We start from the raw sequence: 26,362 nt of genomic DNA on the forward strand, positions 1-26,362 counted from the left end.
GTGACGTCGGTGCGTGGAGCTGGGCCGGGTCTCAGCCGTAGGGGTAGAAGCCGTGGCCCGACTTCTTGCCCAGCAGGCCCGCGTCGACCATGCGGTCGAGCAGCGGCGGCGGCGAGTACAGCGGCTCCTTGAACTCGTCGTACATCGAGATGCCGATCGCGCGGACCGTGTCGAGGCCGATCAGGTCCGACAGCGCCAGCGGGCCCATCGGGTGACCGCAGCCCAGGACCATGCCCTGGTCGATGTCGGCCGCCGAGGCGTAGCCCGCCTCGTACATGCGGATCGCGCTGAGCAGGTACGGCACGAGGAGGCTGTTGACGACGAAGCCCGCGCGGTCGGTGGCCTCGATCGGGTCCTTGCCCAGGCCGTCGGTCACGTAGCCGCGCATGCGCTCGAGCGTCTCCGGGCTGGAGGTCAGCGACGGGATCAGCTCGACGAGCTTCATGACCGGCGCCGGGTTGAAGAAGTGCACGCCCATCACGCGGTCGGCGCGGCCCGAGACGGCACCGAGCTTCACGATCGGGATCGAGGACGTGTTGGAGGCGAGGATCGCCTGGTCGTCGGTCAGGATCTGGCCCAGGCGGCGGAACAGGTCGAGCTTGATGTCCTCACGCTCGCTGGCCGCCTCGACGACGAGCTGGCGATCGGCGAGCTGCTCGAGGTCGTCGGTGAACCGGATCCGCTCCAGCGTCGAGTCGTAGTCCTCCTGCGACAGCTTGCCGCGGCCCAGAGCGCGGTCGAGCGACGAGGTGACCCGCGCCTCGGCGGCCTTGACCGCCTCCGGCGAGACCTCGACCAACGTCACGTCGATCCCCGCGCGCGCGTTGACCTCCACGATCCCCGAGCCCATCAGCCCGCCACCGATCACACCCACACGCTCGATCGTCATGCTCACTCCTGGTTCTGAGGTTTCCCTCATGTTCTCACGCGGGCGCGACACCCCTGCGGGCACGCCCCGGCGACGCCGCTCGCCGTGATGGGATGGGGGCATGCGACGACGCGTGCTGCAGGTGCCCGCCCTGGCCGCCGTGCTGACGGCCGGCCTGGCCCTCGGCGCGTGCAGCGGATCGTCCGGCTCGGGCGGCACCGACCCCTCGGCGACGCCGAGCGCGGAGGCCACCGCCGCCCCTGCACCCGAGGCTCTCTCGGGCTTCAGCTGCACGGCTGGCGCCGACGGGTTGTGGACCGCGACCGGCACGATCTCGAACACGGGCGACTCCCCCGCGTCGTACACCGTGGACGTGTACGTGGGTCCGGCCGACGGCCAGGAGCGGCCCGCGAACCGCGCGGCGGTCGACGGCGTGCAGCCCGGCGGGTCGACCCCGGTGCAGGTCGCCGGCGTCGCGGCTCAGGGCGAACCCGCGACCTGCCACGTCCGGGTCCTGCGCGCCCTCCCCTGACCGCGGTTTCCCACGAGACCGTCGGAATCCTGCATCGAGCGCACGAAACTTCGTACGCTCGACGCGGGATTCGAGCGGTCTCGTGGGAATCCGCGCGCGGGGGTCAGGGGGTGGCGGGGTCGTCGCGCAGGGAGCGCACCATGCTCTGCAGGGCGCGGAAGGCGTTCTCCTGCTCGGACTCGTCCATGCCGGCCAGCATCCTGACCTCGACCGAGCGCACCGCCGCGCTGGCCTTCGCCAGGGCGCGCCGACCTCGGGGCGTCAGCCGCGCGGGGAGCACCTTGCCCACCGGCGCCTCGGTGGGACGGGTGACCTGACCCTCGCGCTCCAGGTGCTGCAGCAGCACGTGCATCGACTGCCGGGTGACGAACGCCCCGCGGGCGAGCTCCGAGCTGGAGAGTCCGGGGCGCTGCGCCAGGAGCTCGAGGCACGAGTAGTGCGTGACCGTCATGCCGAGCGGGCGCAGGACCTCCTCCATCGCGGCGCGGAGCGCACTCGAGGCCTCCTTCAGGAGGTACCCCAACGACGTCTCCAGGTGGATGCCGGACTCGCCTTGACTCATGTCAGTAGTCTGACATACGTTCACTCGTGTCAGAAGACTGACACACACCCAAGGAGCACCCCATGCCCGTCACCGGCCCCGACTTCATCTCCCTCCAGGCGCGCGACCTCGACGCCTCGCAGGCGTTCTACGAGCAGTACCTGGGTCTCGTCCGCTCGCCCACCGGGCCGCCGCACGCCGTCGTGTTCGAGACGACGCCCATCGCGTTCGCGCTCCGCGACGTCGTGCCCGGCACCGACCTCGACGCGGCGCCCCAGCCCGGCATCGGCGCCGCCATCTGGCTCCACGCGACCGACGTGCAGGCCATCCACGACGCGCTCGCCGCCGACGGCCACACGATCGTCGCGGAGCCGATCGACGGGCCCTTCGGTCGCACCTTCACCTTCGCCGACCCCGACGGCTACCGGATCACGCTCCACGACCGCGCCTGACCGGCGACGACCTCAGCCGGGCTGGGCGGAGATCTGGTACTGCTGCGCTTGCCCCGAGCCGAAGAACTGCTGGTTGTCCTCGCGCCACCGCTCGATCGAGGAGTCGTCGGAGCCGTCGACGAGCGCGCCCGTCGAGGCGTAGTTCGGCACCGAGTGGGCACCGCCCGGGCCGCGCTGCCCGTCCACCGAGCCCTCGGCGTCACTGAGCTCGCGCCGCACCGTGGTCCACTCCGGCCGGTCGGGGTTGTCGGCACCGTCCAGCATCGGCACGACGTCCTGCGTGTGCTCCAGCGACAGCACCGTGACGCCGTCGGGCACGTCGACCCGGCCGACGGGCGAGCCGCCGGTGACGACGCTCGTGACGTTGAACTCCGCCCGCAGGTCGGGGTCGGCCGCCATCGTCATCGCCGTGATCCCGCCCTGGCTGTGACCGGTCAGCATCACCGGGGCGCCCGGCGGGATGCCCGCCTCCCGCATCGCGTCGGCCACCAGGTCCGCCATCACGGTGTCGTCGCCCGCCATGAGGGCGACGTTGGTCGTGAGGTCCACCGGGTTGTCGCCGCGCTGCGTCGACCAGTCCTGCGTGCCCGGCACCTGCACGACGTAGGACGGCCCGTCGGGCCCGTCGACCGTGATGATCTGCACGCGCCCGTCCTGGGCGCCGAGGGCACCCTGCTGCTCGAAGATCGTCTGCACCGCGTGGTCGGCGTCGAGCGAGACCGTCTGCGGCGGGTCGTCGGCCGGGCTGACCGAGAAGCTGCCGGTGTCCTGCAGGTGCCCGGCCTGGCGCAGCAGTGCGGCGAGCCCGGCGACCGAGGTCGTGTAGTCCCCCGAGGGCCAGCGCCCCCCGGTGAGGCCCGACAGGATCAGCGGCCCAGCCGGGAGCAGCGCGGCCAGCGTGAACGAGGTCCCCTGCACGGCGCCCGGCGCCATGCGGGTCAGCGCCTCCAGCAGCCACGGGTCGTCGTAGATCAGGTTCTGCACCTCGTTCAGCGCGTCGTCCTTGTCGGCGAGCAGCAGCATCGCCAGCAGGCCGGGGCTCGTGACGAGCACGCCCGCGGCACCGACCGCGGCTACCGGGAGCACAGCGCCGAACGTCCAGCCGCCCGCGGTCCAGAACGCCTCCTCCGCACCCGCCAGCGTCGCGTCGGCGAGCTGGTAGACGTCGACCGCGACCCGGAGGTACCGAGCCGTGACCTCGACCTCGCCGCCGGCCCACAGCGCACCATCCGGTCCGCTCGAGGCCGACACGATCGAGACCTGCACCGCCGCGACCTCGCCCGGGCAGAGCAGGGAGGCCTGCCAGAGGTCGGCCTCCCCGATCATCCCCGCGAGACTCGTGCCGACCTGACGCAGGTCGTCGCCGGCCAGGTCCAGCACGTCGGCCTGGGAGAGCATGTCCTCGTAGCTCGCCGCGACCCCGCCGGCACCGCCACCGACCTGCAGCTCGCCGCTCACGAGGCCCGCCCCCTCGCCGCGAGGGCCGAGTCCCACGCCCCCGCCAGCAGCGCCGTCAGCTCCGCCGCCAGCTCGTCACGGCTGCGCGGCGCGTGCACCACGCGACGACCCAGCATCGTCAGGCTGACCCAGCCCGCGTCGGTCAGGAGCCACTGCCGCACCGCGTAGAGGCGCGCCGCGCTGGTCGAGATCGTCAGCGTGGCGCTGGCCGTCGTTCCGCGGGCGACGGCCCGGATGACTTCCGGGACCTCGTCGAGGCCCGCCCGGCGTGCGGCCGCGTCGGCCACGGGCTCGTCGGCGACGGCGGTGCGTGCCATGACCAGCGCGTCCTCACGCTCGAGCCCCACCGACCCGGCTGGCAGGTCCCGGACCTCCCCGCCCGGCGGCACGAGTCGCATGACCTCCTCGACCATCCCGCCCGCACGGCCCGCTCCCAGCTCGACGCCCGGCACCGCCACGGGGCCCTCGGCGCCTCCGACGCCGGAGAGCACCGCGCGCAGCGCGACCCCGAGGACCGACGTGTCGGCACCGAGCTGGGCCATGACGCCGCTGTGGTGCGTGCCGGCCAGCAGCGAGATGCCGACGTCCGCCCGGCCGAGCGCCAGCGCGGCGGCCTCGACGAGCGTCGGTTCGGGTGCGGCGGCGGGTGCGGCGTGCTCGCCGAGCGGGCGGAGCGGCGACGACGCGACGTCCAACCCGGTCTCCGCGACGACGGCCGCCCAGGTCGCCTCGTCGAGCCCGCTCCTCACAGGCCCGCCCAGTCCAGGACGTCGCGACCGGTCTCGGCCAGGTCGTTCGCCCACCCCTGCGCCACGTCGACGACGTCGCCGACACCGTCGCTCACGGCACCGGCCAGCTCCTCGAACGTGCGCCCGGCGGCAGCAAGCAGACCCGCCAGCACCTGCTGACGCTCCTCCAGCGCCGCAGCGAGTGCGTCGAGCCGGTCGGCCGCCTCGCGATAGCGCACGGCGATCGCCTGCACCTCGGCCTGACGTGCGGTGAGCTCGTCGCGGAAGCGCGACGCCGCGTCGCTCACCCAGGCGACCGAGTCCGCCTGCAGCACCTCGCCCGCGACGCCGTCGACCTGGTCGGCCCAGGCGCGCACGCGGCGCGCGTGCTCACGCACCTCGGTCGGATCGCCCCCGAACACCATGCGATTCACGCTAGGTGCGGGAGCGCTCCGCGTCAGTACCTCAGGACGAACTGGGGAGAGGTCCCCATGTCACGCGCCGGCGATCAGGAGCGGGAGATGCGTACCATCTCGTCGCGCGCGACGACCTTCTTGCGCTCGCGGGCGTGGGTGTCGTTGGCGCCGAGGTCGAGCTCGTGGGCGTCGAGCTTCTCCCAGCCCTCCCACGTCGTGTACTCGATGCCGCGACCGTCGAGGTAGCGGTCGAACGCGGCGGGCTCGGGCTGCTCGGCCTGGGCCAGCGTCGGGGCGTCGGCGACTAGCATGCCGATCGTCTCGGCGGCGTCGGACTTGGTGTGACCGATCAGACCGACCGGGCCGCGCTTGATCCAGCCGGTCGCGTAGACGCCCGGGATGGGCGAGCCGTCGATGTCGATCACGTGGCCGCCGTCGTTCGGCACGACGCCCGCGTTGGCGTCGAAGGGCAGGCCCGGGAGGTTGTCGGAGTAGTAGCCGATCGCGCGGTAGACGGCCTGGACGGGCCAGTCCTTGAACTCGCCCGTGCCGCGGACGTTGCCCGTGCCGTCGAGCTCGGTGATCTCGGTGCGCAGGCCCACGACCTTGCCGTCCTCGCCGAGCACCTCGACGGGGTTCTGGCAGAAGTGGATGTGGATGCGGTGCGGGGCGCCCGAGGGCTCCTTCGCGAGGTAGTTCTGCAGCACGTCGACGACGAGCTTCTGGCTCTTCGCGGCGCGGATCGCGTCCATCGAGCCCTCGTCGAACTCGAAGCCCTCAGGGTGGACGATGACGTCGATCGTGGGCGAGTGCGACAGCTCGCGCAGCTCCATCGGCGTGAACTTGACCTGTGCCGGGCCGCGGCGCGCGAAGACGTGGACGTCCTTCGCGGCGTTGTTCTTGAGGCCCTCGTAGACGTTGTCGGGGATCTCGGTCACGAGCAGCTCGTCAGCCGTCTTGGCCAGGATGCGTGCGACGTCCAGGCCCACGTTGCCGACGCCCAGGACGGCGATGCTCTCGGCGTGCGGCTGGAAGTCCCACTCGCGGGGGGCGTCGGGGTGGCCGTCGTACCAGTAGACGAAGTCGGCCGCGCCGAACGAGCCCTCAAGGTCGATGCCGGGCATCTGGAGGTCGCGGTCGCGGCGGGCGCCCGTGGCGAAGACGACCGCGTCGTAGAACTGCTGCAGCTCCTCGAGCTTGACGTCGGCGCCGAAGTTGACGTTGCCGAAGAAGCGGATGTCGGGGTTCGCCATGACGCGCTTGAGCGCCTTGATGATCTCCTTGATCCGCGGGTGGTCCGGCGCGACGCCGTACCGGATCAGGCCGAACGGCGTGGGGTCGCGATCGAGGATGTCGACGGCGACGCCGTCGAACCCTTCCGGCGCATCCGACTTCGTGAGGATGTCGGCGGCGTAGACGCCGGCGGGGCCGGCACCGACGATGCCGACGCGCAGCTTCCTGGTCATGAGAGAACTCCTGGGAGGACGACAACGAAGGCAAGCCTAAAGCGGCCCGGCAACTCACGGGAAATCCGGTCCGCCATGTGACCGCCTGCGACGTGTCCCACGTCACACGACCGACGACCTACGGGTCCACCTGGGCCCACCACGCGGGGACCAGCACCGCGTAGGTCGCCACGAAGTCGGTGATGGTCGGCCGGGGCTGGTCGAGCCAGGCGCGGATCACCCCGACCGTGCCGAGCGCGATCAGCCGCATCGCGGACTCCGCGACCAGGCGGTCGTCCGCCCCGGCGACACCGTGCGGCAGCTCGAGCCGCCCCTGCTCGCGGAGCGACCGCGACGAGGCGAGGAAGTGCTGGCTGAGCATGCCGTGCAGCCCGCCGGCCCCCGCGGCGTCGGCCAGGCCGCGGCGGTAGATCGCGAGGTGGCGCAGCACGTGCTCGAGCACGTCGCGGGTGGTCTGGGCGACGGCGGCATCGGTGTCGCGGTCGGGGTCGTCGAGGAGATCGGCACGCAGCTCGTCGAGCTCGGCGAGCAGGGCGGCGCGCAGGAGCCCGTCCGGCGTCGACGCGTGCTCGTAGAACGTGGAGCGGTGCACCTCGGCCGCACGCGCGACCCGCGTGACGCTCAGCTCGTCGACGGGCGTGTCTGCGGCGAGCTCGAGCACAGCGGTGAAGAGCCGGTCACGGCTGCGTCGGGCTCGCGCGTCCATCGGTCCTCCTCGGGTCGACCCACCCTAACCGACAGTTGTAGGATGAGACTTGTCCGACAAGTGTCGGAAAGAGAGTGAGGACATCATGGCCACCTACGACGTCACCGACCGCTCCGCGATCGTGACCGGCGCTGGCTCCGGCATCGGCCGGTCCGTGGCCCTGCTGCTCGCCGCGAACGGAGCCTCCGTGCTCGTCCACGACCTGCGACAGGACTCGGCCGACGAGGTCGTCGGAGAGATCACAGCTGCGGGCGGCACCGCTCGCGCCTTCGTCGGCGACGCTGCCGATCCCGCGGTCGCCCAGGCCGCCGTCGCGGCCGCCGAGGAGATGGCGCCGCTGCGGATCGCCGTCAACAACGCGGGCATCGGCGGCGCCGACGAGCCCGTCGGGAGCTACCCCGTCGAGAGCTGGGACGCGGTCGTCCGCGTCAACCTCAACGGCGTCTTCTACGGCATGCGCGCGCAGATCCCCGCGATCACGGCGGCGGGCGGTGGCGCGATCGTGAACATGGGCTCGGTGCTCGGCTCGGTCGGCATCGCGGGCTCCTCGGCCTACGTCGCCACGAAGCACGCGCTCGTCGGCCTCACGAAGAACGCCGCTCTGGAGCACAGCGCCGACGGCGTCCGTGTCACGGTGGTCGGCCCCGGCTTCATCAGCACGCCTCTGCTCGAGGCCAACCTCGACGCCGAGACCCAGGCCGCGCTCGCGGCCAAGCACGCGACCGGACGGCTCGGCACCTCCGACGAGGTCGCCCAGCTCGTCGCCTTCCTCGCCTCGGACGCAGCCACGTTCGTGACGGGGAGCTACCACCTGGTCGACGGCGGGTACGCCGCCCAGTAGGCCCGGCAACGCGCCCCGCAGAGCGAGGCGTCAGCGGGTGCGGAGGACGTGGACGGCCTTGGCGTCCGAGTCCCAGTGACGCAGCGCGCTCGGGGCGCCGACGAGCTCGCGCGGGACCTCGGCCAGCAGGTCGAGCGCCTGCGCGAGCCGGGCGTCATCGAGGCGCCGGGCGAGCGTGACGTGCGGGGTCCAGCGGCCCGGCAGCGTGAGGTCGGGCCGTCCCGGCGCGCCGGCCATCGCCTCGTCGACCGCGGCGTGGGCGGCGAGCAGTGCGGCGCTCGGGATCACCGCGCGCGACACCACCGACGACCGCCTGCCGCGGAACACCAGGAGCCCGCCAAGTCGGATCTGGTCGGGGAGGGGCACGGCGGCGAGGCGGCCGGTCGTCGCCGCGTCGAGTGCCGACGCCACCCCGAGCGTGACGTGCGGCGCGTTCGTGATGCCCAGGTGCAGCGCCTGGCTCGGCAGGCCGGCGGCGGCGAGCACGTCCCACTCCGCACGGACGGCGGCGTCGAGCTCGTCGTCGAGAGTCAGCTCGATGGTCTGCGGCACGGCCTCGACGGTAGCGACCGGGTCAGCCGGCCCAGAAGCCGCGGCCGGGCCAGCCGCCCCCGAAGCCCGTGCCGGATCCGCCGGAACCCCCGGAACCACCAGCACCGCCACGGCGCGACCCGAGGTAGGACTCCACGACCGCGACGCCGAGGTCGTCGAGCTCGGGCGAGACGACCGATCCGCCCACGCGGCGAGCCATCTGGTCGATGAAGCGCGCCAGCCCCGGGTCCTCGCCGAGCCGGAAGAAGGTGGTCTGCGCGCCGAGGCGCATCGAGGCCTCCAGCTCGCGCACCGACACCGCGATCGTGACCGGGTGCGGCGGATAGCTGAACCAGACGTCGCCGCTCCCCTCCAGGTGCGAGGTGGGTTCGCCGTCGGTCACGATCAGCAGCACCGGCTGGGCGTTCGGGTGCTTGCGGAAGTGCCGGTTCGCGAGCAGCAGGGCGTGGTGCAGGTTGGTGCCCTTGGCGTACTCGGGCTCCAGCGCGGTCAGCCGCTCGATCTCCATCGTCTCGGCATGGCGCCCGAACGCGACGAGCTGCAGCGCGTCGCCGCGGAACCGCGTGCTGATGAGCGTGTGCAGCGCGAGCGCCGTGCGCTTCATCGGCACCCACCGCCCGTCCATCGCCATCGAGAACGAGGTGTCGACGAGCAGCGCCACGCAGGCCTGCGTGCGGTCCTCCGTCTCCTGCACCTCGACGTCGCCGATCTGCAGCCGCACACCGTCCGTGGCCATCGACGCGGGCGTGCCACCCTCGCCCACGGTGCGCTGGATCGCGTTGGTCACGGTGCGGGTCACGTCCCACGGCTCGGTGTCGCCGAACGCCCACTCGCGGGTGGCGCCGGAGCGCTCGCCCGCGGCGCCGGCACGCCGCGTCTCGCGCTGGCCCCGGCGCCCCGACATCGCCTGGGCGACGTCGCGGAGCAGCGCCTTGCCCAGCTGGCGCATCGCCTTGGGCGTGAGCCGGAGCTGCCCGTCGGTGCCGCGCTGCACGGCCCCCGACTCGCGCAGGGCGCGCTCGAGATCCTTCAGGGTCGACAGGTCGACGACGCCCTCGTCGCCGAGCTGTCGCGACAGTGCGTCGAGATCGACGTCGTCGAGGTTGGCACCGCGATACGACTGCGCGAGCTGCTCGGCCAGCGCGTCGAGATCGGCCAGGTCCTGGAACACGCCGGTGCCGTCGCCGAGCCCGACCCCCTGCTCGCCGTCCATCGGGGTGGAGCCACCCCAGTCCTCGCCGGGACGCAGCGACTGCAGGCTCGCATCCAGCCGCCCGAGCGCGTCGTTCAGCTGGGGCGAGCCGAACGCCTGCGCCGAGAGCTGCGTCAGCTCCTGACGCTGCTCGGGGGTCATCGAGCTCATCATGCGCTGGGCCGCAGCCGAGCGTCGCGCCATCTCGTCGAGCAGCTCGTCGAGGTCCTGCGGCAGCGTGCCGTCCTCGGACCTGAAGTAGTCGCCGTGCTCGTCCATGAAGGCGTCGAAGTCGGCCTGCGTGTCGGTGCCCTCGCGGCGCTTGTCGAGCAGGTCGTTGAGGTCGTCGAGCATCTGGTTGACGGCCGCACGGTCGGCGTCCGTGGCGTTCTCGAGCGCGTCCTTCATGCCGGCGAAGCGCTGGTCGAGCAGCTCGCGCCCCAGCAGGTCCTTGATGCGTTCGTAGTCCTCGCGCGCCTGCGTGCTCTTCCACGAGTAGGTCGAGAGCTCGCGGACCGCAGCGGCCGGCGAACCGGGCAGCGCATCGAGCTGCAGCTCGGCGAGCGCGCGCTCGCCGTCGTCGAGGTCGACGTCGCGAGCGAGCTGCCCGCGCTCGGCCAGGACGGCCCGGTCGAGCAGCTCCTTGACCTCGGCCAAGGTGCCGTCGAGCTTGTGCCGCTGCATCAGGTCGCGACGCTTCTCGGCAACACGCCGCGCGAGCTCGTCCAGCCCCTTCTGGTCGGAGCCGCCGCGACGGAGGAACTCGCGCAGGGCGCGCTCGGGCGAGTACCCCGCCATGACGTCCTCACCGATCGCGTCGAGCGCCTCGCTGAGGTCGACCGGCGGCGCGAGCGGATCGGGTCCGCCGGCGTACCGGCCGTAGCGCGACGCGCGGGTCAGGCGTCGGTTCTGACGGCTCATGGATCGACTCCCGGCCTCAGCCGTACACCGTCTCGCCGCCGGCTGAGTCCTTGGCGATGCGGCGAGCCAGGAACAGGCCCTCGAGCGCCAGCTCGATCACGCTGGCCCGCTCGCCGTCGTCATCGGCCCCCACACGATCGGCGACCTGGTCGTAGAGATCGGACTCGCCCAGCACGGGGAGCCCGGCGAGGAAGTCTCGGGCACTGACCTGCTCGCCCGTGGCGACCAGGTCGCCCCCCTCGAGCGCCTCGACCACCAGCCCGAAGTCGATCCCCGCGAAGAGCCCCTGCACCGTCTCGGCCGTGGCCGTGCGCAGGAGGTGGTCGAGCACGAGGTCCTCACGGCCCTCCTCGCCCGACTCGAACTCGATCTTGCCGCCGAGCACGTCGACCGCCGTCTCCAGGTCGACGGGGCGCGCCACCGCCCGCTCCTCACCCTGCCGCGTCGCGCGGTGCAGCGCTGCCGCCGCGATGGTCTCGGCTCCGGCGATCGCGAACCGGGCGCTGACGCCGCTGCGCTGGTCGACGGCCGACGACTCGCGCAGGGCGCGGGTGAACCGCGCCAGCACCTCGATGAGCTGGTCGGGCACCTCGGCGACCAGCTGGGCCTCCTGGCGGACGACGGCGATCTCGTCGACGAGCGCGAGCGGGTAGTGCGTGCGGATCTCGGCCCCGAACCGGTCCTTCAGCGGCGTGATGATGCGGCCGCGGTTGGTGTAGTCCTCGGGGTTGGCACTGGCGACGACGAGGACGTCGAGCGGCAGTCGGAGCACGTAGCCGCGGATCTGGATGTCGCGCTCCTCCATCACGTTGAGCATCGCGACCTGGATGCGCTCCGCGAGGTCGGGCAGCTCGTTGATGGCCACGATCCCGCCGTGGCTGCGCGGGATCAGTCCGAAGTGGATCGTCTCCGGGTCGCCCAGGCTGCGACCCTCGGCGACCTTCATCGGGTCGACGTCGCCGATCAGGTCGGCGACGCTCGTGTCGGGCGTGGCCAGCTTCTCGGCGTAGCGCGTGTCGCGGTGGCGCCACACGACCGGCAGGTCGTCACCAAGCTCCTCGGCGCGACGGATGCTGGCCACGGTGATGGGCGCATAGGGGTGCTCGCCGAGCTCGGAACCCTCGATGACGGGCGTCCACTCGTCGAGCAGGCCCACGAGCGTGCGCAGCAGGCGCGTCTTGCCCTGGCCGCGCTCGCCGAGCAGCACGATGTCGTGCCCGGCGATGAGCGCGCGCTCGAGCTGCGGCACGACGGTGTGCTCGAAGCCGTGCAGGCCCGGCCAGGGGTCGCGGCCCTCGGCGAGGGCGGCCAGCAGGTTGTCGCGGATCTCGACGCGGAGCGGCCTGTGCACATGGCCCGAGGCGCGCAGCTGGCCGACGGTCGTGGGGGACGGGGCGGTCACGACACCGACGCTACTCCCGCCGTCCACGGCGTGCCCGGCGCACGCAGCAAGAGCCCGGGCGGTGAGCTAGGGACGTGTCACCGCACTGGGCGGTGAGATAGGGACGTGTCGCGACCTCGGACTCGTCCCTAGCTCACCGCCCGGCGGTCGGACTCGTCCCTAGCTCACCGCCCGGCGGCGGCGGAGGAGCCACGCGCCGAGGCCGACCAGGCCAGCGGCCACCAGGAGCAGGAGCGGGTCGATCGACAGGCCCGTGTCCGGCAGGTCGCGGTCGGCCCCGGCCGGTCGCGTCGAGCCGTCACCGGCCGCGCCACCCGGACCCGTGCCGGCACCGTCACCACCTGCGCCCGGTCCCGAACCACCGTCGCCCGGACCGGCCGCGGCCGGGACGAGGGTGAACGCGTAGACCGGGGTGTCGTGCGTCGCGCCGTACGGGTCCTCCGTGTGGACGTACCAGCCGTAGTCACCGAGCTCGCTCAGCGGCCACTTCACCGCCGCGACCGAACCGCTCGGCACGTCCTGCAGCGCCCCGATCTCGTCGGTCGTCAGGATCTCGGCGGTGAAGCCCGTCGTCGCGAGCGTCTTGTCGCTCGGCGTGATCCGCAGGGCGTCGTAGCCGATCTCGAAGTCCTGGTAGACGTACGGGTCGGCGCCCGGGTCGAGCAGCGACGGGTCGTCGGAGTTGTAGACGTCGAGCGACGGCGAGTACGTCCGCACCCGCATCGACTCCCCCTCGTTGTCGAACTGCAGGAGCCGCAGGAAGCCCTGACCACCCTCGGGCAGGCCCTGGTAGTCGAACAGCATCGAGTAGACGTCGCGGTCCGGGACGCCGTCGCCGTCGTCGTCGAACGCGTCGATGCGCGTGAACGCGTCGTGGTAGTGCCCCGAGAGCACCATCCGCACGTTCGGGTTCGTCGCGACGACCTCGTCCTGGATCTGCTGCGGCACGGGTCCGAGGCCGCCCGTCGTCAGCATGAACTCGTGCAGGTTGATGACCGCGACCCGCTCGGGGTACTGCGCCAGGACCTCGTTCATCCACGCGATGGAGTCGGCCTGCGGGTCCCAGCCCATGTAGAGCATCACGAAGTCGATGCCGCCGGCCGAGATGAGGTCGTAGTGGCCGCGGTTGTCCTGGTACGAGCCGCCGTACCAGGGGTTGTCGGCGTACCGCGCCTCCCCGAAGAACTTCTCGAACTCGGAGTAGTCCGACAGCTGGCTGCCGACGTCGTGGTTGCCCGCCAGCACCCCGTACGGGAGGTCGGCGTCGTCGAGCCGGGCGTACTCGGCGTCGGCGTTGGCCCACTGGTACGGCTGGTCCCAGTCGTCGATGATGTCGCCGGTGTGGATCAGGTACTGGATGTTCTGGTTCTCGCGCTGACCCAGGACGTAGTCGTGGATCGCGGTCTGGTGCTGCGTGAACTGCTCGTTGTAGTACTGCGTGTCCGACTCCCACGCGATCGTGAAGTCGTAGTCGGAGCGCGGGGTGTCGAGCGGGTTCGCCGGGGTCACCGCGGTCGAGCGGTCGCTGAGGTCGGCACCCGAGAAGCCCTCGGAGTGCTGCACCAGCGCGGTGATCACGCCGTCGCGCGCCGTCTCGCCGACGACGGCCGTGCCCAGCAGCGTGAACGCCTCGCCGTCGGTGGACGTGCGGTGGCGCGTCAGCTCGATCCAGCGCGACCCGTCGGCGGCCAGCACGTAGAGGATCACCTGAGAGTCGCGGTCGGCCGTGCCGTTCCACGTCAGGCGGGCGGTGGCGTCGGCGCCCGCGTCGGCCGGCACGGCGACGTCGAACGTGTAGTACGGGAGCGCGTCCGTGCCCGTGACCGGGGCGAGCCCGACCTGGGTCGGGACCGGCTCGGCCGCGAACGGCTGGGCGAGCACCGGGTCCGCGGGTGCGCCGTCGCGCTGCAGTGCACGGGCGTCGTGGGTCGTGCCGCTCGCGGCGACGATCTGCTCCTCGCCGAGCGCGTAGTGCTCGCCGCGGCGGAACGACACGCTGAGCGGGTCGTTCGTCGGGTCCTCGACCCGCGCCTGCAGCACGACGTCACCGGCCTCGACCTCCGCACCGTCCGCCGGGGCGACGCCGTCGGCGCCCGGCTGCTCGTCCGGGACGGTGAACGTCACCGATCGCTCGGTCGCGTTGCCCACGGCGTCGGTCGCGATGACGGTGAACACGTGGTCGCCCGGCGCCAGCACGACCGACGAGGTCGCGAACGGCAGGACGACGGGCTCGCCGTCGAGCGAGGTCACGGTGTCGACGACGCCCGATCCGGCGCCGTCGTCGATCACGGCGTCGAGCACGATCTCGCCCTGGTAGACGCGGCCGTCCTCCACGCTCGGCGTGACCGCGGGCGCGGTGTTGTCGACCAGGACCTGCGCCTCGGCGCGGTCCTCCCCCTCGGTGGCGACGACCTGGTGCGGCCCGTCCGCGACCGTCGTGGTGTCCCAGTCGTGGGCCACGGCGGTGAACGCGTCGTCGCCGAGGTCGAACACGGAGGCGTAGAAGTCGTTCTTGCCCGCGCTGTCGCCCATCTGGATCAAGCGCGTCGGGTCGTCGTACCCGGCGGGGCGCAGCGTGCGGCCGTCCGGCAGCACCAGACGCATGCCCGACATGACGAAGTCGTCGTTGTTCTCGTCGAGGTCGATCCACGGCCCGGCCTTGGTGCCGGCCCACACGTCGACCGAGAGCGGCTCGCCCTGCGTGATGAAGGTCAGTGGCACGGGCACCGCGATCGTCTCGGTGCGCTCGTACGTGCCCTCGTCGAAGACGTGCAGGATCTCGTCCCCGATGCGCACGCCGTTGCGGAAGTAGAAGTCGGTCTGCGAGACCTCGAAGACGAAGTACGGCGTCTGCTCGAGCGAGGCGCGCGTCGCGACCGGCGTGCCGTCGATCGCGAGCTCGATGCTCGGCGGGTAGCTCTCGCCCGCGGCCGAGATCGTCGTCGTGCCGCCGACGAAGTCGCCGTCGGCGACGTTCAGGCGGACCGGGTCGGTGCTGGCCCCGTCGACCAGGACGCGTCGGGTCTCGGTACGCGTCACCGACGTGCCGTCGGAGGCCTCGACCACGTACTCGAACCAGCGCTTCCCCGCGACGTCGGCGGGGTGCACGACCGTGCCGTACGCCGCCGTGTCGCTCGCGCCGTGCACGAGGTTGACCCGCCGCGGCTCGGTGTCGACGTCGTTGCTGACCTCGACGGTGACGGTGCGCACCTGCACGTCGTCGGTGACCTGGAGGTCGAGCACGAAGCCGGTCAGCGGGTCGATCGCGTCGGCCGTGCGGTCGTCGACCACCGGCGCGGTGGTGTCGTCGGGCACGACGACGAGGCCGTCGGCGACCTGGTCGACCTGCACGCGGCCGGGCGAGGGCTCGCGGCGGGCCACGATCGTCTGCAGCGTCTGGTCGGGCGTGCCGCCGTAGACGATCGCGACGTCCGCGTCGACGTCGTCGGCGCCTGCCATGTTGTAGTACGCGCGGTTGACCTCGAAGCCCGTGTTGGTGCGGATCGCGATGCCGCGCGGCGTGCCGTTGGCCATGCCGGCCGAGAAGATCTCGACGAGGTCCTCGCCGAGGGTCAGGTCGCTGTCGTGGTGCGCGTTGAAGTCGGCGTCCGTCAGCGCATCGTTGGCGCCGTTCTTGATCCAGAACGTCAGGGTCTTCCCCGACGGGATCACGACGTCGCTCGGCACGGCGGGCCACGCGGCCTCGTTGGTGTTGGTCGTCGTGTCCTGCGGGTAGAGGTAGGTCAGCGCGTAGTCGGAGAAGTCGACGTCGCGGTCGGTCGCGTTGAAGACCTCGACGAACTCGTAGCCGTCGGAGCCGCCGACGTTCGCGGTGTCGGGCACGAGCTCGGTGATCTGCAGGGGCGCGGCCACGAGCGAGGGGTCCGGGTCGAGCGCGCCGATGTCGTCCGGCACCTCGGGCTCGGGGTCGACCGGGACGACCGGCACGAGGGCCTCGGGCTTGACCGTGCCCGGCGTCATGGGCGTCTGCACCGCGAGCACCGGCGCCGACTGGCCGCGGTCGGCGGGCACGGAGAAGTCGGTGCCCAGGTCGATCGCCTGCGAGCCGGCCGGGTAGTACGACCAGGTCACGATGCCGGTGGCGTCGCTGATGCGGATGCCGCGGTCGCCGCCGTTGGCCATGCCGGGCTGCCCGGTCAGGCGCAGGACCTGGGTCGTGGGCGCGGTGCCGTTCGCAGCGCGGAACTGGTCGACGGTGCGCGCGAAGGAGTCGATGCCCGTCGCGGTGTAGCTGAGCCAGAGGACGACCGACTCGCCCGGTGCGACCGTCGTCGTGCCGTCGACCGTCAGTCGCACGTCACGCGCGGTGTCGGTGGAGTCGACGTAGATGTAGGAGAACGTGAAGCCGTCGAGCGGGACGGGCGTGGTGCCGGGGTTGGTGACCTCGACGTACTCGTACTCGTCGACGCCGGTGGGGTTCGCCACGATCTCGGAGACGAACAGCGGCGGTGGCTTGGCGGCCTGCGCCGGCGCGGCGAGGCCGGCGACCAGGGTCGCGGCCAGCAGCGCGGCGCCCAGCACCAGGTGCAGCAGCACCCGCCACGGACGTGTCGACGTGGGCAGGGGCGCGGCAGCCAAGGTCATGAGCGTCTTCCGTCCGAGGGGACGCCCCCGACGGGCCCCCTTGCGGCCCGGACGCTAACCAGGCCTGGCGAACGACAGCCGCCTCACAGGTGGACGACAGGTGGACGCCCGACGTCCCCCTCCCCCGCCGCGCCCCGCCAGCTGGCGGTGAGTTGGGGACCAGTGCGCCCGGTGGGCGGTGAGCTAGGGACCAGTGGAGGGCCTCAACACGTCCCCATCTCACCGCCCGAGGCGACGACAGGTCCCTCACTCACCGCCCAGGGGTCAGCGCTTGACGACGCGGGTGTCGAGGATCATGTCGGCGAACGTGCGGTTCTGCTTGTCCCACAGCGGCCACAGGAACCCGAGGTAGCAGGGCAGCGCGTCGATGACGTGCAGGAGCTGGCGGGCGATCGACAGGCCCACGCCGAGCGGCTGGCCCGAGGCCGCGCCGTTGACGGCGATGCCGAGGACCGACTTGCCGACGGTGCTGCCGGTGCGGCCCTGGCGAATGCCCCAGTTGAGGACGAGCCATCCGATGGACAGCACGAGGTGGGCCACGAACGGCAGCCCCGAGAGCTGGAAGGAGAAGCTGTTGCTGGTGGTCTCGTTGTCGCCGAAGACGGCCGTCAGCACGACCAGCAGCACGATGATCGGCAGGATGTCGATGATGTACGCGCCGAGGCGCGCGCCCCAGCTGGCGAGGCTCGCACCCGAGGCGGGCGGTGAGGCAGGCGGCGGTGCAGCGGTCATGGCGAATACCTTTCGTCGGTCCCCCCGCCGACAAACTAGGGCTATCGCCTCACTTCCGCACCCGCACCGTCCACACCGCCACCCCGGGCGGTGAGTCAGTCGCCTGTCCGCCAGTTCGGCGGTGAGCTGGTCGCCCATTCCGGCCGCTGATGGGCGACAGACTCACCGCCCTCTGCCGGGATGCGCGACTAAGTCACCGCCCCGGGGGTCAGCGGCGGCGGTAGAGGGTGACCTGGGCGGCGGCGGCGCGGACCGGGAGGTTCGCGACCGTGCCGAGCGCCTGGTGGGCCAGCGACAGCTCGGCCTCGAGCTCGCTCACCCGCGACGCAAGAGCCGCGACACGATGCTCCAGGTCGATGACGCGCTTGACGCCCTCGAGCCCCAGGCCCTCCGCGGTCAGGTCGGCGATGCGACGCAGCAGCTCGATGTCGGCCAGCGAGTAGCGCCGACCGCCGCCGCCCGTGCGGCCCGGCTCGACCAGGCCGAGACGGTCGTACGTGCGCAGCGTCTGCGGGTGCAGGCCCGAGAGCTCGGCCGCCACGCTGATCACGAACACCTTGGCCTCGGGTCCCGGAGGGACGAACGGATTCGTCGTCATCGCTGCACCGCCTCAGGAAAGGGCACGATAGTCGGCACAGCGATGACCGACGACATGCTCACTCGCTGCCGCTCGCTCATTTCTGCACCGCCTTGAAGAGGTCCTCTCGAGGATCGCTGCCCGCACGGGCCTCGCGCAAGGCCTCGATCGCCGAACGTTCGGCGTCGGTCAGGGTCGCGGGCACCGAGACCTCGACCGTCACGAGCAGGTCGCCGCGACGACCGGAGCGCGCCACGCCACCCTTGCCACGCACCCGCAGGGTGCGTCCGTGGGGCGTGCCCGCCGGGATGCGCAGCGTGACCGAGCTGCCCTCCATCGTGGGCACCGCGACGTCGGCGCCGAGGGCGGCCTCGTCGTAGGCCACCGGCACCGACAAGGTCAGGTGCTCGCCCTTGCGCCCGAAGACGGGGTGGGGGTCGACGTGCACCAGCAGCATCAGGTCGCCGGCGGGGCCACCGCCGGAACCCGGCGCGCCCTTGCCCTTGAGCCGGATGCGCTGACCGTCCTGCACGCCGGCCGGGACGCGCACCTGGAGGGTGCGGCTCGACGGCGAGCGGCCCGAGCCGGAGCACGTCGAGCACGCGTGCTCGACGACCATGCCCCGACCGCGGCAGTTCTGGCAGGGCTCGGTCATCGCGAAGACGCCGCCGTTGGCGCTCGTCTGCATGCCGCTGCCCTGGCACTTGCCGCACACCGTGGGCGCCGTGCCGGGGCGTGCGCCCGTGCCGTGGCACGTGCCGCACGCCTCGTCGCTGGGCAGGCGCAGTCCGATCGTGACGCCGTCGACGGCCTCGGCGAAGCCGATCGTGGCCTCCGACTCGAGGTCGTCGCCCCGACGCGCCGTGGTCTGGCGACGCCGCCGTCCGCCGCCACCACCGAACATCCCGCCGAGGATGTCGCTGAGGTCGAAGTCGGACTGCGTGCCGCCGCCCGGGCCGCCCTGGCTGCGGAACTGCCCGAACATCGACTTCTGGTCGTCGTACTGCTTGCGCTTGGTGGCGTCCGAGAGCACCGCGTAGGCCTCGGAGACGGACTTGAACCGCTCCTCGGCCGCCTTGTTGTTCGGGTTCGCGTCGGGATGGTTCTCCCGGGCGAGCTTGCGATAGGCCTTCTTGACGTCGTCAGCCGACGCGTCCTTGGCGACGCCGAGGACACCGTAGAAGTCCTTGCCGGACCAGTCAGTGGCGCTCACGTAGCCACCTCCCCTCGTTCAGGTCGATCGTGCGGAATGGGACGAGCTCAGGCGTCGGGCTGGTCGGCGGGCGCCGGATCCTCCGACGCCTCGGCCGCGGGGGCGGCCGGGTCGACCACGCCGACGATCGCCGTGCGCAGCACGCGGTCGCCGACCTTGAAGCCCGTGCGCATCACCAGCGCGACGGAGGTGACGTCGACGTCCGGGGACTCGCCCGCGTGCGTGACGGCCTCGTGCAGCGCCGGGTCGAACGCGTCGCCCGTGGCGCCGAACGTCTCGAGCCCGTGCTTCGTGACGGCGCCCTGCAGCGAGTCGGCGACGGCCTTGAAGCCACCCTCGAGCTCACCGTGCTGGTCGGCGCGCGCGATGTCGTCGAGCACCGTCAGGAGCGACTCGAGGACCTTTGCCTCGCCCTGCGCCCGCACGAGCTCGCGGTCACGGTCGACGCGCCGCTTGTAGTTGACGTACTCGGCCTGGAGACGCTGCAGGTCGGCCGTCCGCTCGGCCAGCTCGGCCTTCGCCTCGGCGACCGGGTCGGCCTCCCCGGCGGGGGCCGGGGCGGGCTCGTCGCCCGCCGCCGGCTCCTGCTCGGGCAGCACGCCCTCCGTCGACTCAGGGTCCGTGGACAGGTCCTCGGGGTCGGTGGGGCCCTGCGTCACTTGCGCTCCTCGGTGTCGTCGTCCTCGACGATCTCGGCGTCGACGACGTCGTCGTCGTTGCTGCCGTCGGCGTCACCCGTGGGGGCGCTGGCGGCCTCGGCGGCCGCCGCCTCGTAGAGCGCCGTGCCGAGCTTCTGGCTCGACTCGGCCAGCTTGCCCGTGGCCGCCTTGATCGCGTCGGTGTCGTCGCCGTTCAGCGACTCCTTCAGCGCGTCGACGTCGGCCTGGACCTCGGTCTTGAGGTCGTCGCCGACCTTGTCGCCGTTCTCGGCCAGGAAGGACTCGGTCGTGTGCACCAGCGAGTCGCCCTGGTTGCGGACGTCGACGGCCTCGCGGCGCTGACGGTCCTCCTCGGCGTACTGCTCGGCGTCCTTGACCATCTTGTCGATGTCGTCCTTGCTGAGCGCCGAGCCGCCGGTGATCGTCATCGACTGCTCCTTGCCCGTGCCGCGGTCCTTCGCGGAGACGTTGACGATGCCGTTGGCGTCGATGTCGAAGGTGACCTCGATCTGCGGCACGCCGCGCGGCGCCGGCGGGAGACCCGTCAGCTCGAACGTGGCGAGCAGCTGGTTGCCCGCGGCCATCTCGCGCTCGCCCTGGTAGACCTGGATCGCGACGGACGGCTGGTTGTCGTCGGCGGTCGTGAAGACCTCGCTGCGCTTGGTCGGGATCGTCGTGTTGCGCTCGATGAGCTTCGTCATGACGCCGCCCTTGGTCTCGATGCCGAGGCTCAGCGGCGTGACGTCGAGGAGCAGGACGTCCTTGACCTCACCCTTGAGCACGCCGGCCTGGAGGCTCGCGCCGATCGCGACGACCTCGTCGGGGTTGACGCCCTTGTTGGGGTCCTGGCCGCCGGTCAGGCTCTTGACGAGCTCGGACACGGCCGGCATGCGGGTCGAACCGCCCACCATGACGACGTGGTCGATGTCGCCGACCTTGACGCCCGCGTCCTTGATGACGTTCTGGAACGGCGCCTTGGTGCGCGCGAGCAGGTCGGCGGTGACCTTCTCGAACTCCGAGCGGGTCAGCGTCTCCTCGAGGAAGACGGGGCTGCCGTCCTGGACCGTGATGTACGGCAGGTTGATCGAGGTGCTGGTCGAGCTGGAGAGCTCGATCTTGGCGAGCTCGGCGGCCTCGCGGATGCGGGGCATCGCCATCTTGTCCTTGGTCAGGTCGATGCCCGTCTTGGACTTGAAGCCGTCGACGATCCACTTGACGACCGCGTCGTCCCAGTCGTCGCCACCGAGGTGGTTGTCGCCGCTGGTGGCCTTGACCTCGATGACGCCGTCGCCGATCTCCAGCAGCGAGACGTCGAACGTGCCGCCGCCGAGGTCGAAGACCAGGATCGTCTGGTCGTCGCCCTTGTCGAGGCCGTACGCGAGCGCGGCCGCGGTGGGCTCGTTGATGATGCGGCTGACGTTGAGGCCCGCGATCTCGCCGGCCTCCTTCGTCGCCTGGCGCTGGTGGTCGTTGAAGTAGGCCGGGACCGTGATGACCGCGTCGGTGACGGGCTCGCCCAGGTACGCCTCGGCGTCGCGCTTGAGCTTCTGCAGGATGAAGGCGCTGATCTGCTGCGGCGTGAAGTCCTTGCCGTCGACCGTCTGGGTCCAGTCGGTGCCCATGTGGCGCTTGACCGAGCGGATCGTGCGGTCGACGTTGGTGACGGCCTGGTTCTTCGCGACCTTGCCGGTCAGGACCTCACCGTCCTTCGCGAACGCGACGACGGACGGCGTGGTGCGCGCGCCCTCCGCGTTGGCGATGACGGTGGGCTCGCCGCCCTCGAGAACGGCGACGACGGAGTTGGTGGTACCGAGATCGATGCCGACGGCACGTGCCATGGGTGGGTCCTCCTGGGAATCGGTGTCGGGGCGCTGGTCGCGCCCGATGACTGCTCTGCGGTGATTGAAGTTCGACAGTCAGATGACTTGAGTCTGATCTTATCAACTTCGTCCAAGCGCTCCGCATTCCCCTCCTCGACCTGGAACTTGGTTCTGAACCACCGGGGCGGTACCGTGACGGAAGTCACTCGGGAGGGACGAGTGGCATCGATGCGCCAGCCTCATGGGCGGCGCATGTCACGAGGGAGTTCGACCATGGCCAAGAGCCGTACCAATTCGTCCACCGCAGCCAAGGGCCGCGGCACGGGCTTCACGATCAGCGGGCTCCTGCTCGTTGTGCTCGCCGCACTCACCGTCTTCGTCATCGCGCCGCGACTCACGATGCTGCCGGGCGACTTCACCAGCACGGTGACCTACGACGGCTCGAGCGCGCAGCTCGACCCGGCGACGCTCGAGCTCGGCGACTCCGTGACGATCGACGCCAACCGCAAGGTCGAGGTCGAGAGCACCGACGGTTCCACCGCGATCGTCCACAGCGTCTCGACCGCCGAGCTGCCGTCGGGCGACTCCGTCACCGACAAGACGTTCGCGATCGACCGCACCGACTACGGCCAGGTCGAGGGCGTCGACGACGTCGACGACCAGTCCGGCGGCGTCGTCCTGTCGCACGTCCGCCACCCCAGCAAGGACTCGTTCACGACGTACGACGGCACGACCGACTCGGCCCAGAAGGTCGACTACGTCCGCACCGAGACGATCGAGGGCCGCACGGCGTACTACTTCGAGGGCACCACGATCGCCCCCGTCAAGGCCGAGGGCACGCTCGAGACCCTGCAGGCCACGGTCGGTCGCAGCATGAACACCGACGGCACCGTCCTGCCGAACGCGACCGTCGCGAGTTTCGTCGCGCAGATCGCGGGCAGCCAGGGCGACCAGCTCCGCGAGGACCTCGCGGCGGCCGGCCCCGAGGTCCCGGCGACGTTCATCTCGACCAACACCACGAAGATCTGGATCGACTCCGAGCTAGGCTCGCCGCTCAAGACCGGTCAGGACCAGACGATCACGCTGTACGCCGACTTCGGCGACCAGCCCTACCCGCTGCTGGACCTCAACAACGTCCAGCTCATGGCCGACGACGAGTCGGTCGCCCGGCTGGCCGACACCGCGGCGTCGAACGCCTCGAAGATCAACCTGGTGCAGACGTACCTGCCGATCGGCCTCGCGGCCCTCGGCATCATCCTGCTCGGCGTCGGCGCGGTCGTGGCTCGTCCCCGCTCGAAGGGCGATGCCCCGGTCGACGACCACGAGCTGGTCGGCTCCGGCCGGTAGTCACTGCTCCACCGAACGGCCCGTCTCGCACCCGCGAGGCGGGCCGTTCGCCGTCAGCGTGGCCCGACGCCCCTCCCGCCCCCTGAGGCGCGACGAAGGAGCCTCGAAGGGGGCACGCCAGCCACGCGCGGTCACCGCACACCCTTCGAGGCTCGCTCGTTCCTCGCTCGCACCTCAGGGAGCGGGGAACCCACCGCCCCCTCAGGCCCGGGACGACCTCATGCCGGCGAGCTGCTTCAGGTCGTCGCGGGCGGCGAGCTCGCGGTACTCCGACGACTCGACGGCGTACAGGGCGACGCGGCCCTCGGCGTCGTGGTGCAGGCCCCAGCCGTAGGTCTTGACCAACGGCGACGTGCGCAGGCACGGCTGGCCCTTCGCGAAGAACTCCTCGCGGGAGATGCCCCGCCGGGCGCCCTGCGAGGCGTGCACGACGTCGTCGGAGGTGTGGACGTAGGGCGCGTCGACGAGCATCTCGAACTGGATCTGCGCAACGGTGGGGGTGTCCTTGGCGGGCGGCGCTGCGGCCGTGACGGCCCGGGTGTCGGGCGCGACGGCGATGAACGCGTCGTGGTAGTTCGTGGTGTGAGGTCCGGCGGCCATGCTCCACAGCATGCCACCGCAGGCCGACCGTTTCAGTCCGAACAGGTCAACGCGGCACGTCCCGGCGACGCACGACCACCACCGCGGCGACCAGGAGCAGGGCGGCCCCGACGGTCAGGGCCAGCTCCGGCACCAACGCGAACGGGTCGGCCGGCACTCCGGGGACGTGGGTGAACGGCGACGCCTGCTGCGCCCACTCAGGCAGGCCAACGGCGGACCCGACCTGACCGACGCCCGTCGCCCAGACGACGCCGCCCCACGCCATCGCGGTCCACCGCCCACCCAGGGCCTGTCCCAGCACGGCGAACGCGATCACGACCCAGACCGCAGGTGCCTGCACCAGCGCTGCCGCCAGCGCGTCACCCAGGTCGCCGCCGCTCAGCCCGATCGCCACGCCCGACACGGCCAGCGCCGGCAGCACGCCGAGCAGCGCGACCACGGCGGGCGCGAGGAGCACGGAGCGTCGCGACACGGCGGTCGCCAGGACCTGCTCGAGCCGGCCGCCGGTCTCGTCCGCGTGGTGACGCGTGACGACCGCGACGCCCCACGAGGCCACCACGAGCGCGCCGATCGAGGCCATCGCCGAGACGAACACGTCGGTCAGCGCACCGGCGCCACCGAGACGCCGCAGCGCCTCCGCGAGACCCCCCTCGGCCGAGCCGAGCCGGACGACGGTCGGCACCAGGCTGCTGACGAAGATCCCGAACGCGACGAGACCCGCCAGCCACACCGCGCCGGCCCGACGCTCCAGCCGCAGCGTCAGGGCGAGCGGCGTCCCGAGCTGCCGCCCCGTGGGACGGCCGGGACGAGGAGCGATCAGCCCGGCGCCCACGTCCCGCCGGTCGCGCAGCACGACGGCCAGCCCGACGAGCAGCGCGGTCGCGAGGAGCGCGACGCCGAGCGGGTACCAGTGGTCCTCGCCGAACGGGTCGACCTGAGCCGCCCAGCCGAACGGCGTGAGCCACTGCACCGCGTCGCTGTGCCGGACGTCCGCCGCTCCTCGGACCGCGTACGCGGCGAGCAGCACGCCAGCGGCGATCCCGAGGGCAGACCGGGCGGCCTGCGCGACCTGGGCCGCCACGGCCGCCAGCCCCGCCGTGGCGACCCCGACCACGACGACCTGCGCACCGGCCGCGACGGCATCCGTCGCGCCCGCACCGGCGCCGACCACCAGACCGAGGGTCGCGCCGACGGCGGCCGCGAGGGTCAGCGCCGCGGCGGCCACGAGGCCCGCGCCGAGCGCAGCCAGCCGACCCACGGCCGCCGCACCCAGCAGCTCGGCCTGTCCCTGCTCCTCCGCGCGTCGGGTCAGCCGCACGACGCAGGCCGCCGCGAGCATCCCCGCGACCGCCAGCATGAACACGCCGACCCGCCAGAGCGTCGCTCCGCCGATCTCGGCCGTGTGCTCGAACGGCCCGAGCAGGACGCGGAACCCGGGGGTCTGCGCGATCGTGCCCTGCAACCCCACGCGCTCGCCGACCGTCGGCGCGATCTGGCGGATCTGTGCCGCGGTCGCGACGTAGGTCGCGAGGAACGCCAGGAACGTGCCGACGATCCACCGGCGCTCGGTCGCGAACGCGAGACGACAGAGACCGGCGGTGCCGGCCCAGGCACCGGGCCTCATGCGGACTCGTCGACCGCGCTGTCGGCCGGGCCGTACTGGCGCAGGAAGAGCTCCTCCAGCGACGGGGGCTCGACCGTGAGCGACGACGGCCGCAGCTCGGCCACGACCGCGACGACCTCGGCCGTCGCGGCGTCGTCGATCGTGCAGGTGACGTGGCTTCCGTCGACCTCGAGGTCGTGCACCCCGTCCAGCGCGTCGAGCCGCTCGGCGCCGGAGGCGACCGTCGCGACGAGGCGGGACCGCGTGACCGACCGGAGCTCGTCGAGACGTCCCGCGAGCACGGTGCGCCCGGCCCGCACGATCGTGACGGTGTCGCACAGCTGCTGGACCTCGGCCAGGATGTGGCTCGACAGCAGGACCGTCGTTCCGCGGTCGGCGGCCTCCTGGGTGCAGCGCTGGAACTCCGCCTCCATCAGCGGATCCAGGCCCGAGGTGGGTTCGTCGAGCACGAGCAGGTCGGTGTCCGCCGCGAACGCCGCCACCAGCGCGACCTTCTGCCGGTTGCCCTTGGAGTAGGTCCCGGCGCGGCGGGTCGGGTCGAGCTCGAAGCGCTCGAGCATCTCGTCGCGCCGTGGTGCCGCCTTCACCCCCCGCATGCCGAGCAACAGGTCGACGATCTCGCCACCGGTCAGGCGCGGCCACAGCGCGACGTCGCCGGGCACGTAGGCGAGGCGGCGGTGCAGGTCGACCGCATCCGCGAACGGGTCCCGGCCGAACAGCCGGGCGCGGCCGGAGGTCGCGCGGTGCAGACCCAGGAGCACCCGGATCGTGGTGGACTTGCCGGCGCCGTTCGGGCCGAGGAACCCGGCGATCACGCCGGCCTCGACGTGGAGGTCCAGGCCGTCGAGGGCGCGGGTCGCCCCGTAGTGCTTGACGAGGTCCTCGACGTCGATCACGAGGTCGGTCATGTCGCCAGTCTGCACCCGTCGACCCTGGGAGTGAGGGATCAGCCCGCCGTCGTCAGCCGCGGGCGGGCCCACGCCCCGTGGACCGCCAGCATGCGGTCGACCGTCGACGTCCAGGGGTAGCGCTCCGCCTGGCGCCGGGCCGCCCGCCGTCGGGCCGCGACGGGCGTCGCGGCGAGCCGCTGGACCGCGTCGGCGAGGGCCG

General features: G+C 72.1%; 23 protein-coding genes and 1 pseudogene. 4 read left to right on the forward strand and 20 right to left on the reverse strand.

From position 1 onward, the window contains the following. Positions 1 to 31: 31 nt before the first annotated feature. Entirely contained in the window at positions 32 to 889 is an 858-nt protein-coding gene (locus tag ABD127_RS12565; protein WP_344202019.1) for a 3-hydroxybutyryl-CoA dehydrogenase, read from the reverse strand. Positions 890 to 989: 100 nt separating this feature from the next. On the opposite strand from ABD127_RS12565, the gene ABD127_RS12570 reads away from it, so the two are divergent. Further along, on the forward strand, positions 990 to 1,400 hold the full coding sequence (locus ABD127_RS12570; protein WP_344202022.1) for a hypothetical protein: 411 nt from the start codon (positions 990 to 992) through the stop codon (positions 1,398 to 1,400). A 103-nt stretch (positions 1,401 to 1,503) separates the two neighbouring features. Here ABD127_RS12570 and ABD127_RS12575 read toward each other — a convergent pair whose 3' ends face one another. Further along, positions 1,504 to 1,962, reverse strand: coding sequence for a MarR family winged helix-turn-helix transcriptional regulator (locus tag ABD127_RS12575; RefSeq protein WP_344202025.1), 459 nt, complete (start codon positions 1,960 to 1,962; stop codon positions 1,504 to 1,506). A 62-nt stretch (positions 1,963 to 2,024) separates the two neighbouring features. Between ABD127_RS12575 and ABD127_RS12580 the strand changes: the two genes are divergently transcribed. Further along, positions 2,025 to 2,393: a VOC family protein gene (locus tag ABD127_RS12580; RefSeq protein WP_344202028.1), complete on the forward strand. Its 369-nt coding sequence runs from the start codon at positions 2,025 to 2,027 to the stop codon at positions 2,391 to 2,393. Between the two features lie 12 nt (positions 2,394 to 2,405). On the opposite strand, the gene ABD127_RS12585 is transcribed toward ABD127_RS12580, so the two are convergent. From ABD127_RS12585 to ABD127_RS12605, 5 genes are all read right to left on the reverse strand, one after another. Then, entirely contained in the window at positions 2,406 to 3,851 is a 1,446-nt protein-coding gene (locus ABD127_RS12585) for an alpha/beta hydrolase family protein (RefSeq protein WP_344202030.1), read from the reverse strand. Then, the gene (locus ABD127_RS12590) at positions 3,848 to 4,600 is read right to left on the reverse strand and encodes a hypothetical protein (RefSeq protein ID WP_344202033.1); all 753 of its coding nucleotides are present in this window, start codon (positions 4,598 to 4,600) and stop codon (positions 3,848 to 3,850) included. Before ABD127_RS12590 ends, ABD127_RS12585 begins: the two co-directional genes overlap by 4 nt. After that, positions 4,597 to 5,004: a hypothetical protein gene (locus tag ABD127_RS12595; protein WP_344202035.1), complete on the reverse strand. Its 408-nt coding sequence runs from the start codon at positions 5,002 to 5,004 to the stop codon at positions 4,597 to 4,599. The genes ABD127_RS12590 and ABD127_RS12595 overlap by 4 nt, the downstream gene beginning before the upstream one ends. Positions 5,005 to 5,087: 83 nt before the next feature. Continuing rightward, positions 5,088 to 6,461, reverse strand: a complete 1,374-nt coding sequence (locus ABD127_RS12600; protein WP_344202038.1) for an FAD-dependent oxidoreductase — start codon at positions 6,459 to 6,461, stop codon at positions 5,088 to 5,090. 118 nt (positions 6,462 to 6,579) lie between these two features. Continuing rightward, on the reverse strand, positions 6,580 to 7,167 hold the full coding sequence (locus ABD127_RS12605; protein ID WP_344202041.1) for a hypothetical protein: 588 nt from the start codon (positions 7,165 to 7,167) through the stop codon (positions 6,580 to 6,582). Positions 7,168 to 7,252: 85 nt separating this feature from the next. On the opposite strand from ABD127_RS12605, the gene ABD127_RS12610 reads away from it, so the two are divergent. After that, the gene (locus ABD127_RS12610; RefSeq protein WP_344202043.1) at positions 7,253 to 8,008 is read left to right on the forward strand and encodes an SDR family NAD(P)-dependent oxidoreductase; all 756 of its coding nucleotides are present in this window, start codon (positions 7,253 to 7,255) and stop codon (positions 8,006 to 8,008) included. 30 nt (positions 8,009 to 8,038) lie between these two features. Here ABD127_RS12610 and ABD127_RS12615 read toward each other — a convergent pair whose 3' ends face one another. From ABD127_RS12615 to dnaK, 9 genes are all read right to left on the reverse strand, one after another. Further along, positions 8,039 to 8,560: a 2'-5' RNA ligase family protein gene (locus ABD127_RS12615; RefSeq protein WP_344202045.1), complete on the reverse strand. Its 522-nt coding sequence runs from the start codon at positions 8,558 to 8,560 to the stop codon at positions 8,039 to 8,041. Between the two features lie 22 nt (positions 8,561 to 8,582). Beyond that, positions 8,583 to 10,673, reverse strand: a complete 2,091-nt coding sequence (locus ABD127_RS12620; RefSeq protein ID WP_344202048.1) for a vWA domain-containing protein — start codon at positions 10,671 to 10,673, stop codon at positions 8,583 to 8,585. Between the two features lie 16 nt (positions 10,674 to 10,689). Continuing rightward, on the reverse strand, positions 10,690 to 12,075 hold the full coding sequence (locus ABD127_RS12625) for a sigma 54-interacting transcriptional regulator (RefSeq protein ID WP_344202051.1): 1,386 nt from the start codon (positions 12,073 to 12,075) through the stop codon (positions 10,690 to 10,692). A 159-nt stretch (positions 12,076 to 12,234) separates the two neighbouring features. Further along, a complete protein-coding gene (locus tag ABD127_RS12630; RefSeq protein ID WP_344202053.1) occupies positions 12,235 to 16,680 on the reverse strand; it encodes a lamin tail domain-containing metallophosphoesterase family protein in 4,446 nt (1,481 codons plus the stop codon). A 264-nt stretch (positions 16,681 to 16,944) separates the two neighbouring features. Beyond that, positions 16,945 to 17,412 carry an RDD family protein gene (locus ABD127_RS12635; RefSeq protein WP_344202055.1) on the reverse strand — a complete coding sequence of 156 codons (468 nt, stop codon included), beginning with the start codon at positions 17,410 to 17,412 and terminating at the stop codon, positions 16,945 to 16,947. A 208-nt stretch (positions 17,413 to 17,620) separates the two neighbouring features. After that, the gene (locus ABD127_RS12640) at positions 17,621 to 18,010 is read right to left on the reverse strand and encodes a heat shock protein transcriptional repressor HspR (protein WP_344202057.1); all 390 of its coding nucleotides are present in this window, start codon (positions 18,008 to 18,010) and stop codon (positions 17,621 to 17,623) included. A gap of 76 nt (positions 18,011 to 18,086) precedes the next feature. Then, on the reverse strand, positions 18,087 to 19,202 hold the full coding sequence (gene dnaJ, locus ABD127_RS12645; RefSeq protein ID WP_344202060.1) for a molecular chaperone DnaJ: 1,116 nt from the start codon (positions 19,200 to 19,202) through the stop codon (positions 18,087 to 18,089). Positions 19,203 to 19,249: 47 nt separating this feature from the next. Next, positions 19,250 to 19,861, reverse strand: a complete 612-nt coding sequence (gene grpE / locus ABD127_RS12650) for a nucleotide exchange factor GrpE (protein WP_344202063.1) — start codon at positions 19,859 to 19,861, stop codon at positions 19,250 to 19,252. Next, complete coding sequence (dnaK, locus tag ABD127_RS12655; RefSeq protein ID WP_344202066.1) at positions 19,858 to 21,699, reverse strand: molecular chaperone DnaK; 1,842 nt, start codon at positions 21,697 to 21,699, stop codon at positions 19,858 to 19,860. The genes grpE and dnaK overlap by 4 nt, the downstream gene beginning before the upstream one ends. 255 nt (positions 21,700 to 21,954) lie before the next feature. Between dnaK and ABD127_RS12660 the strand changes: the two genes are divergently transcribed. Further along, entirely contained in the window at positions 21,955 to 23,028 is a 1,074-nt protein-coding gene (locus ABD127_RS12660) for a porin PorA family protein (protein WP_344202069.1), read from the forward strand. A gap of 201 nt (positions 23,029 to 23,229) precedes the next feature. Here the strand turns inward: ABD127_RS12660 and ABD127_RS12665 are convergent, their stop codons facing one another. The 4 genes and pseudogenes from ABD127_RS12665 to ABD127_RS12680 form a co-directional block, all read right to left on the reverse strand. Then, a complete protein-coding gene (locus ABD127_RS12665) occupies positions 23,230 to 23,628 on the reverse strand; it encodes a DUF6157 family protein (protein ID WP_344202071.1) in 399 nt (132 codons plus the stop codon). Between the two features lie 46 nt (positions 23,629 to 23,674). After that, positions 23,675 to 25,252, reverse strand: coding sequence for an ABC transporter permease (locus tag ABD127_RS12670; RefSeq protein WP_344202074.1), 1,578 nt, complete (start codon positions 25,250 to 25,252; stop codon positions 23,675 to 23,677). Next, positions 25,249 to 26,160, reverse strand: coding sequence for an ABC transporter ATP-binding protein (locus ABD127_RS12675; RefSeq protein WP_344202076.1), 912 nt, complete (start codon positions 26,158 to 26,160; stop codon positions 25,249 to 25,251). Before ABD127_RS12675 ends, ABD127_RS12670 begins: the two co-directional genes overlap by 4 nt. A 38-nt stretch (positions 26,161 to 26,198) precedes the next feature. Next, positions 26,199 to 26,362, reverse strand: a pseudogene (locus ABD127_RS12680) (glycosyltransferase); the annotation flags it as partial.

The sequence above is a fragment of the Aeromicrobium alkaliterrae genome, assembly GCF_039529015.1.
Taxonomy (GTDB): domain Bacteria; phylum Actinomycetota; class Actinomycetes; order Propionibacteriales; family Nocardioidaceae; genus Aeromicrobium; species Aeromicrobium alkaliterrae.

What these genes read in the sequence shown, in the direction of transcription:
- ABD127_RS12630 (WP_344202053.1), bottom strand. Translation starts at nt 16,680, where the DNA reads ATGACCTTGGCTGCCGCGCCCCTGCCCACGTCGACACGTCCGTGGCGG.
- ABD127_RS12640 (WP_344202057.1), bottom strand. Translation starts at nt 18,010, where the DNA reads ATGACGACGAATCCGTTCGTCCCTCCGGGACCCGAGGCCAAGGTGTTC.
- ABD127_RS12570 (WP_344202022.1), top strand. Translation starts at nt 990, where the DNA reads ATGCGACGACGCGTGCTGCAGGTGCCCGCCCTGGCCGCCGTGCTGACG.
- ABD127_RS12575 (WP_344202025.1), bottom strand. Translation starts at nt 1,962, where the DNA reads ATGAGTCAAGGCGAGTCCGGCATCCACCTGGAGACGTCGTTGGGGTAC.
- ABD127_RS12600 (WP_344202038.1), bottom strand. Translation starts at nt 6,461, where the DNA reads ATGACCAGGAAGCTGCGCGTCGGCATCGTCGGTGCCGGCCCCGCCGGC.
- ABD127_RS12660 (WP_344202069.1), top strand. Translation starts at nt 21,955, where the DNA reads ATGGCCAAGAGCCGTACCAATTCGTCCACCGCAGCCAAGGGCCGCGGC.
- ABD127_RS12580 (WP_344202028.1), top strand. Translation starts at nt 2,025, where the DNA reads ATGCCCGTCACCGGCCCCGACTTCATCTCCCTCCAGGCGCGCGACCTC.
- ABD127_RS12665 (WP_344202071.1), bottom strand. Translation starts at nt 23,628, where the DNA reads ATGGCCGCCGGACCTCACACCACGAACTACCACGACGCGTTCATCGCC.
- ABD127_RS12565 (WP_344202019.1), bottom strand. Translation starts at nt 889, where the DNA reads ATGACGATCGAGCGTGTGGGTGTGATCGGTGGCGGGCTGATGGGCTCG.
- ABD127_RS12610 (WP_344202043.1), top strand. Translation starts at nt 7,253, where the DNA reads ATGGCCACCTACGACGTCACCGACCGCTCCGCGATCGTGACCGGCGCT.
- ABD127_RS12635 (WP_344202055.1), bottom strand. Translation starts at nt 17,412, where the DNA reads ATGACCGCTGCACCGCCGCCTGCCTCACCGCCCGCCTCGGGTGCGAGC.
- ABD127_RS12595 (WP_344202035.1), bottom strand. Translation starts at nt 5,004, where the DNA reads ATGGTGTTCGGGGGCGATCCGACCGAGGTGCGTGAGCACGCGCGCCGC.
- dnaK (WP_344202066.1), bottom strand. Translation starts at nt 21,699, where the DNA reads ATGGCACGTGCCGTCGGCATCGATCTCGGTACCACCAACTCCGTCGTC.
- ABD127_RS12670 (WP_344202074.1), bottom strand. Translation starts at nt 25,252, where the DNA reads ATGAGGCCCGGTGCCTGGGCCGGCACCGCCGGTCTCTGTCGTCTCGCG.
- ABD127_RS12620 (WP_344202048.1), bottom strand. Translation starts at nt 10,673, where the DNA reads ATGAGCCGTCAGAACCGACGCCTGACCCGCGCGTCGCGCTACGGCCGG.
- ABD127_RS12675 (WP_344202076.1), bottom strand. Translation starts at nt 26,160, where the DNA reads ATGACCGACCTCGTGATCGACGTCGAGGACCTCGTCAAGCACTACGGG.
- ABD127_RS12605 (WP_344202041.1), bottom strand. Translation starts at nt 7,167, where the DNA reads ATGGACGCGCGAGCCCGACGCAGCCGTGACCGGCTCTTCACCGCTGTG.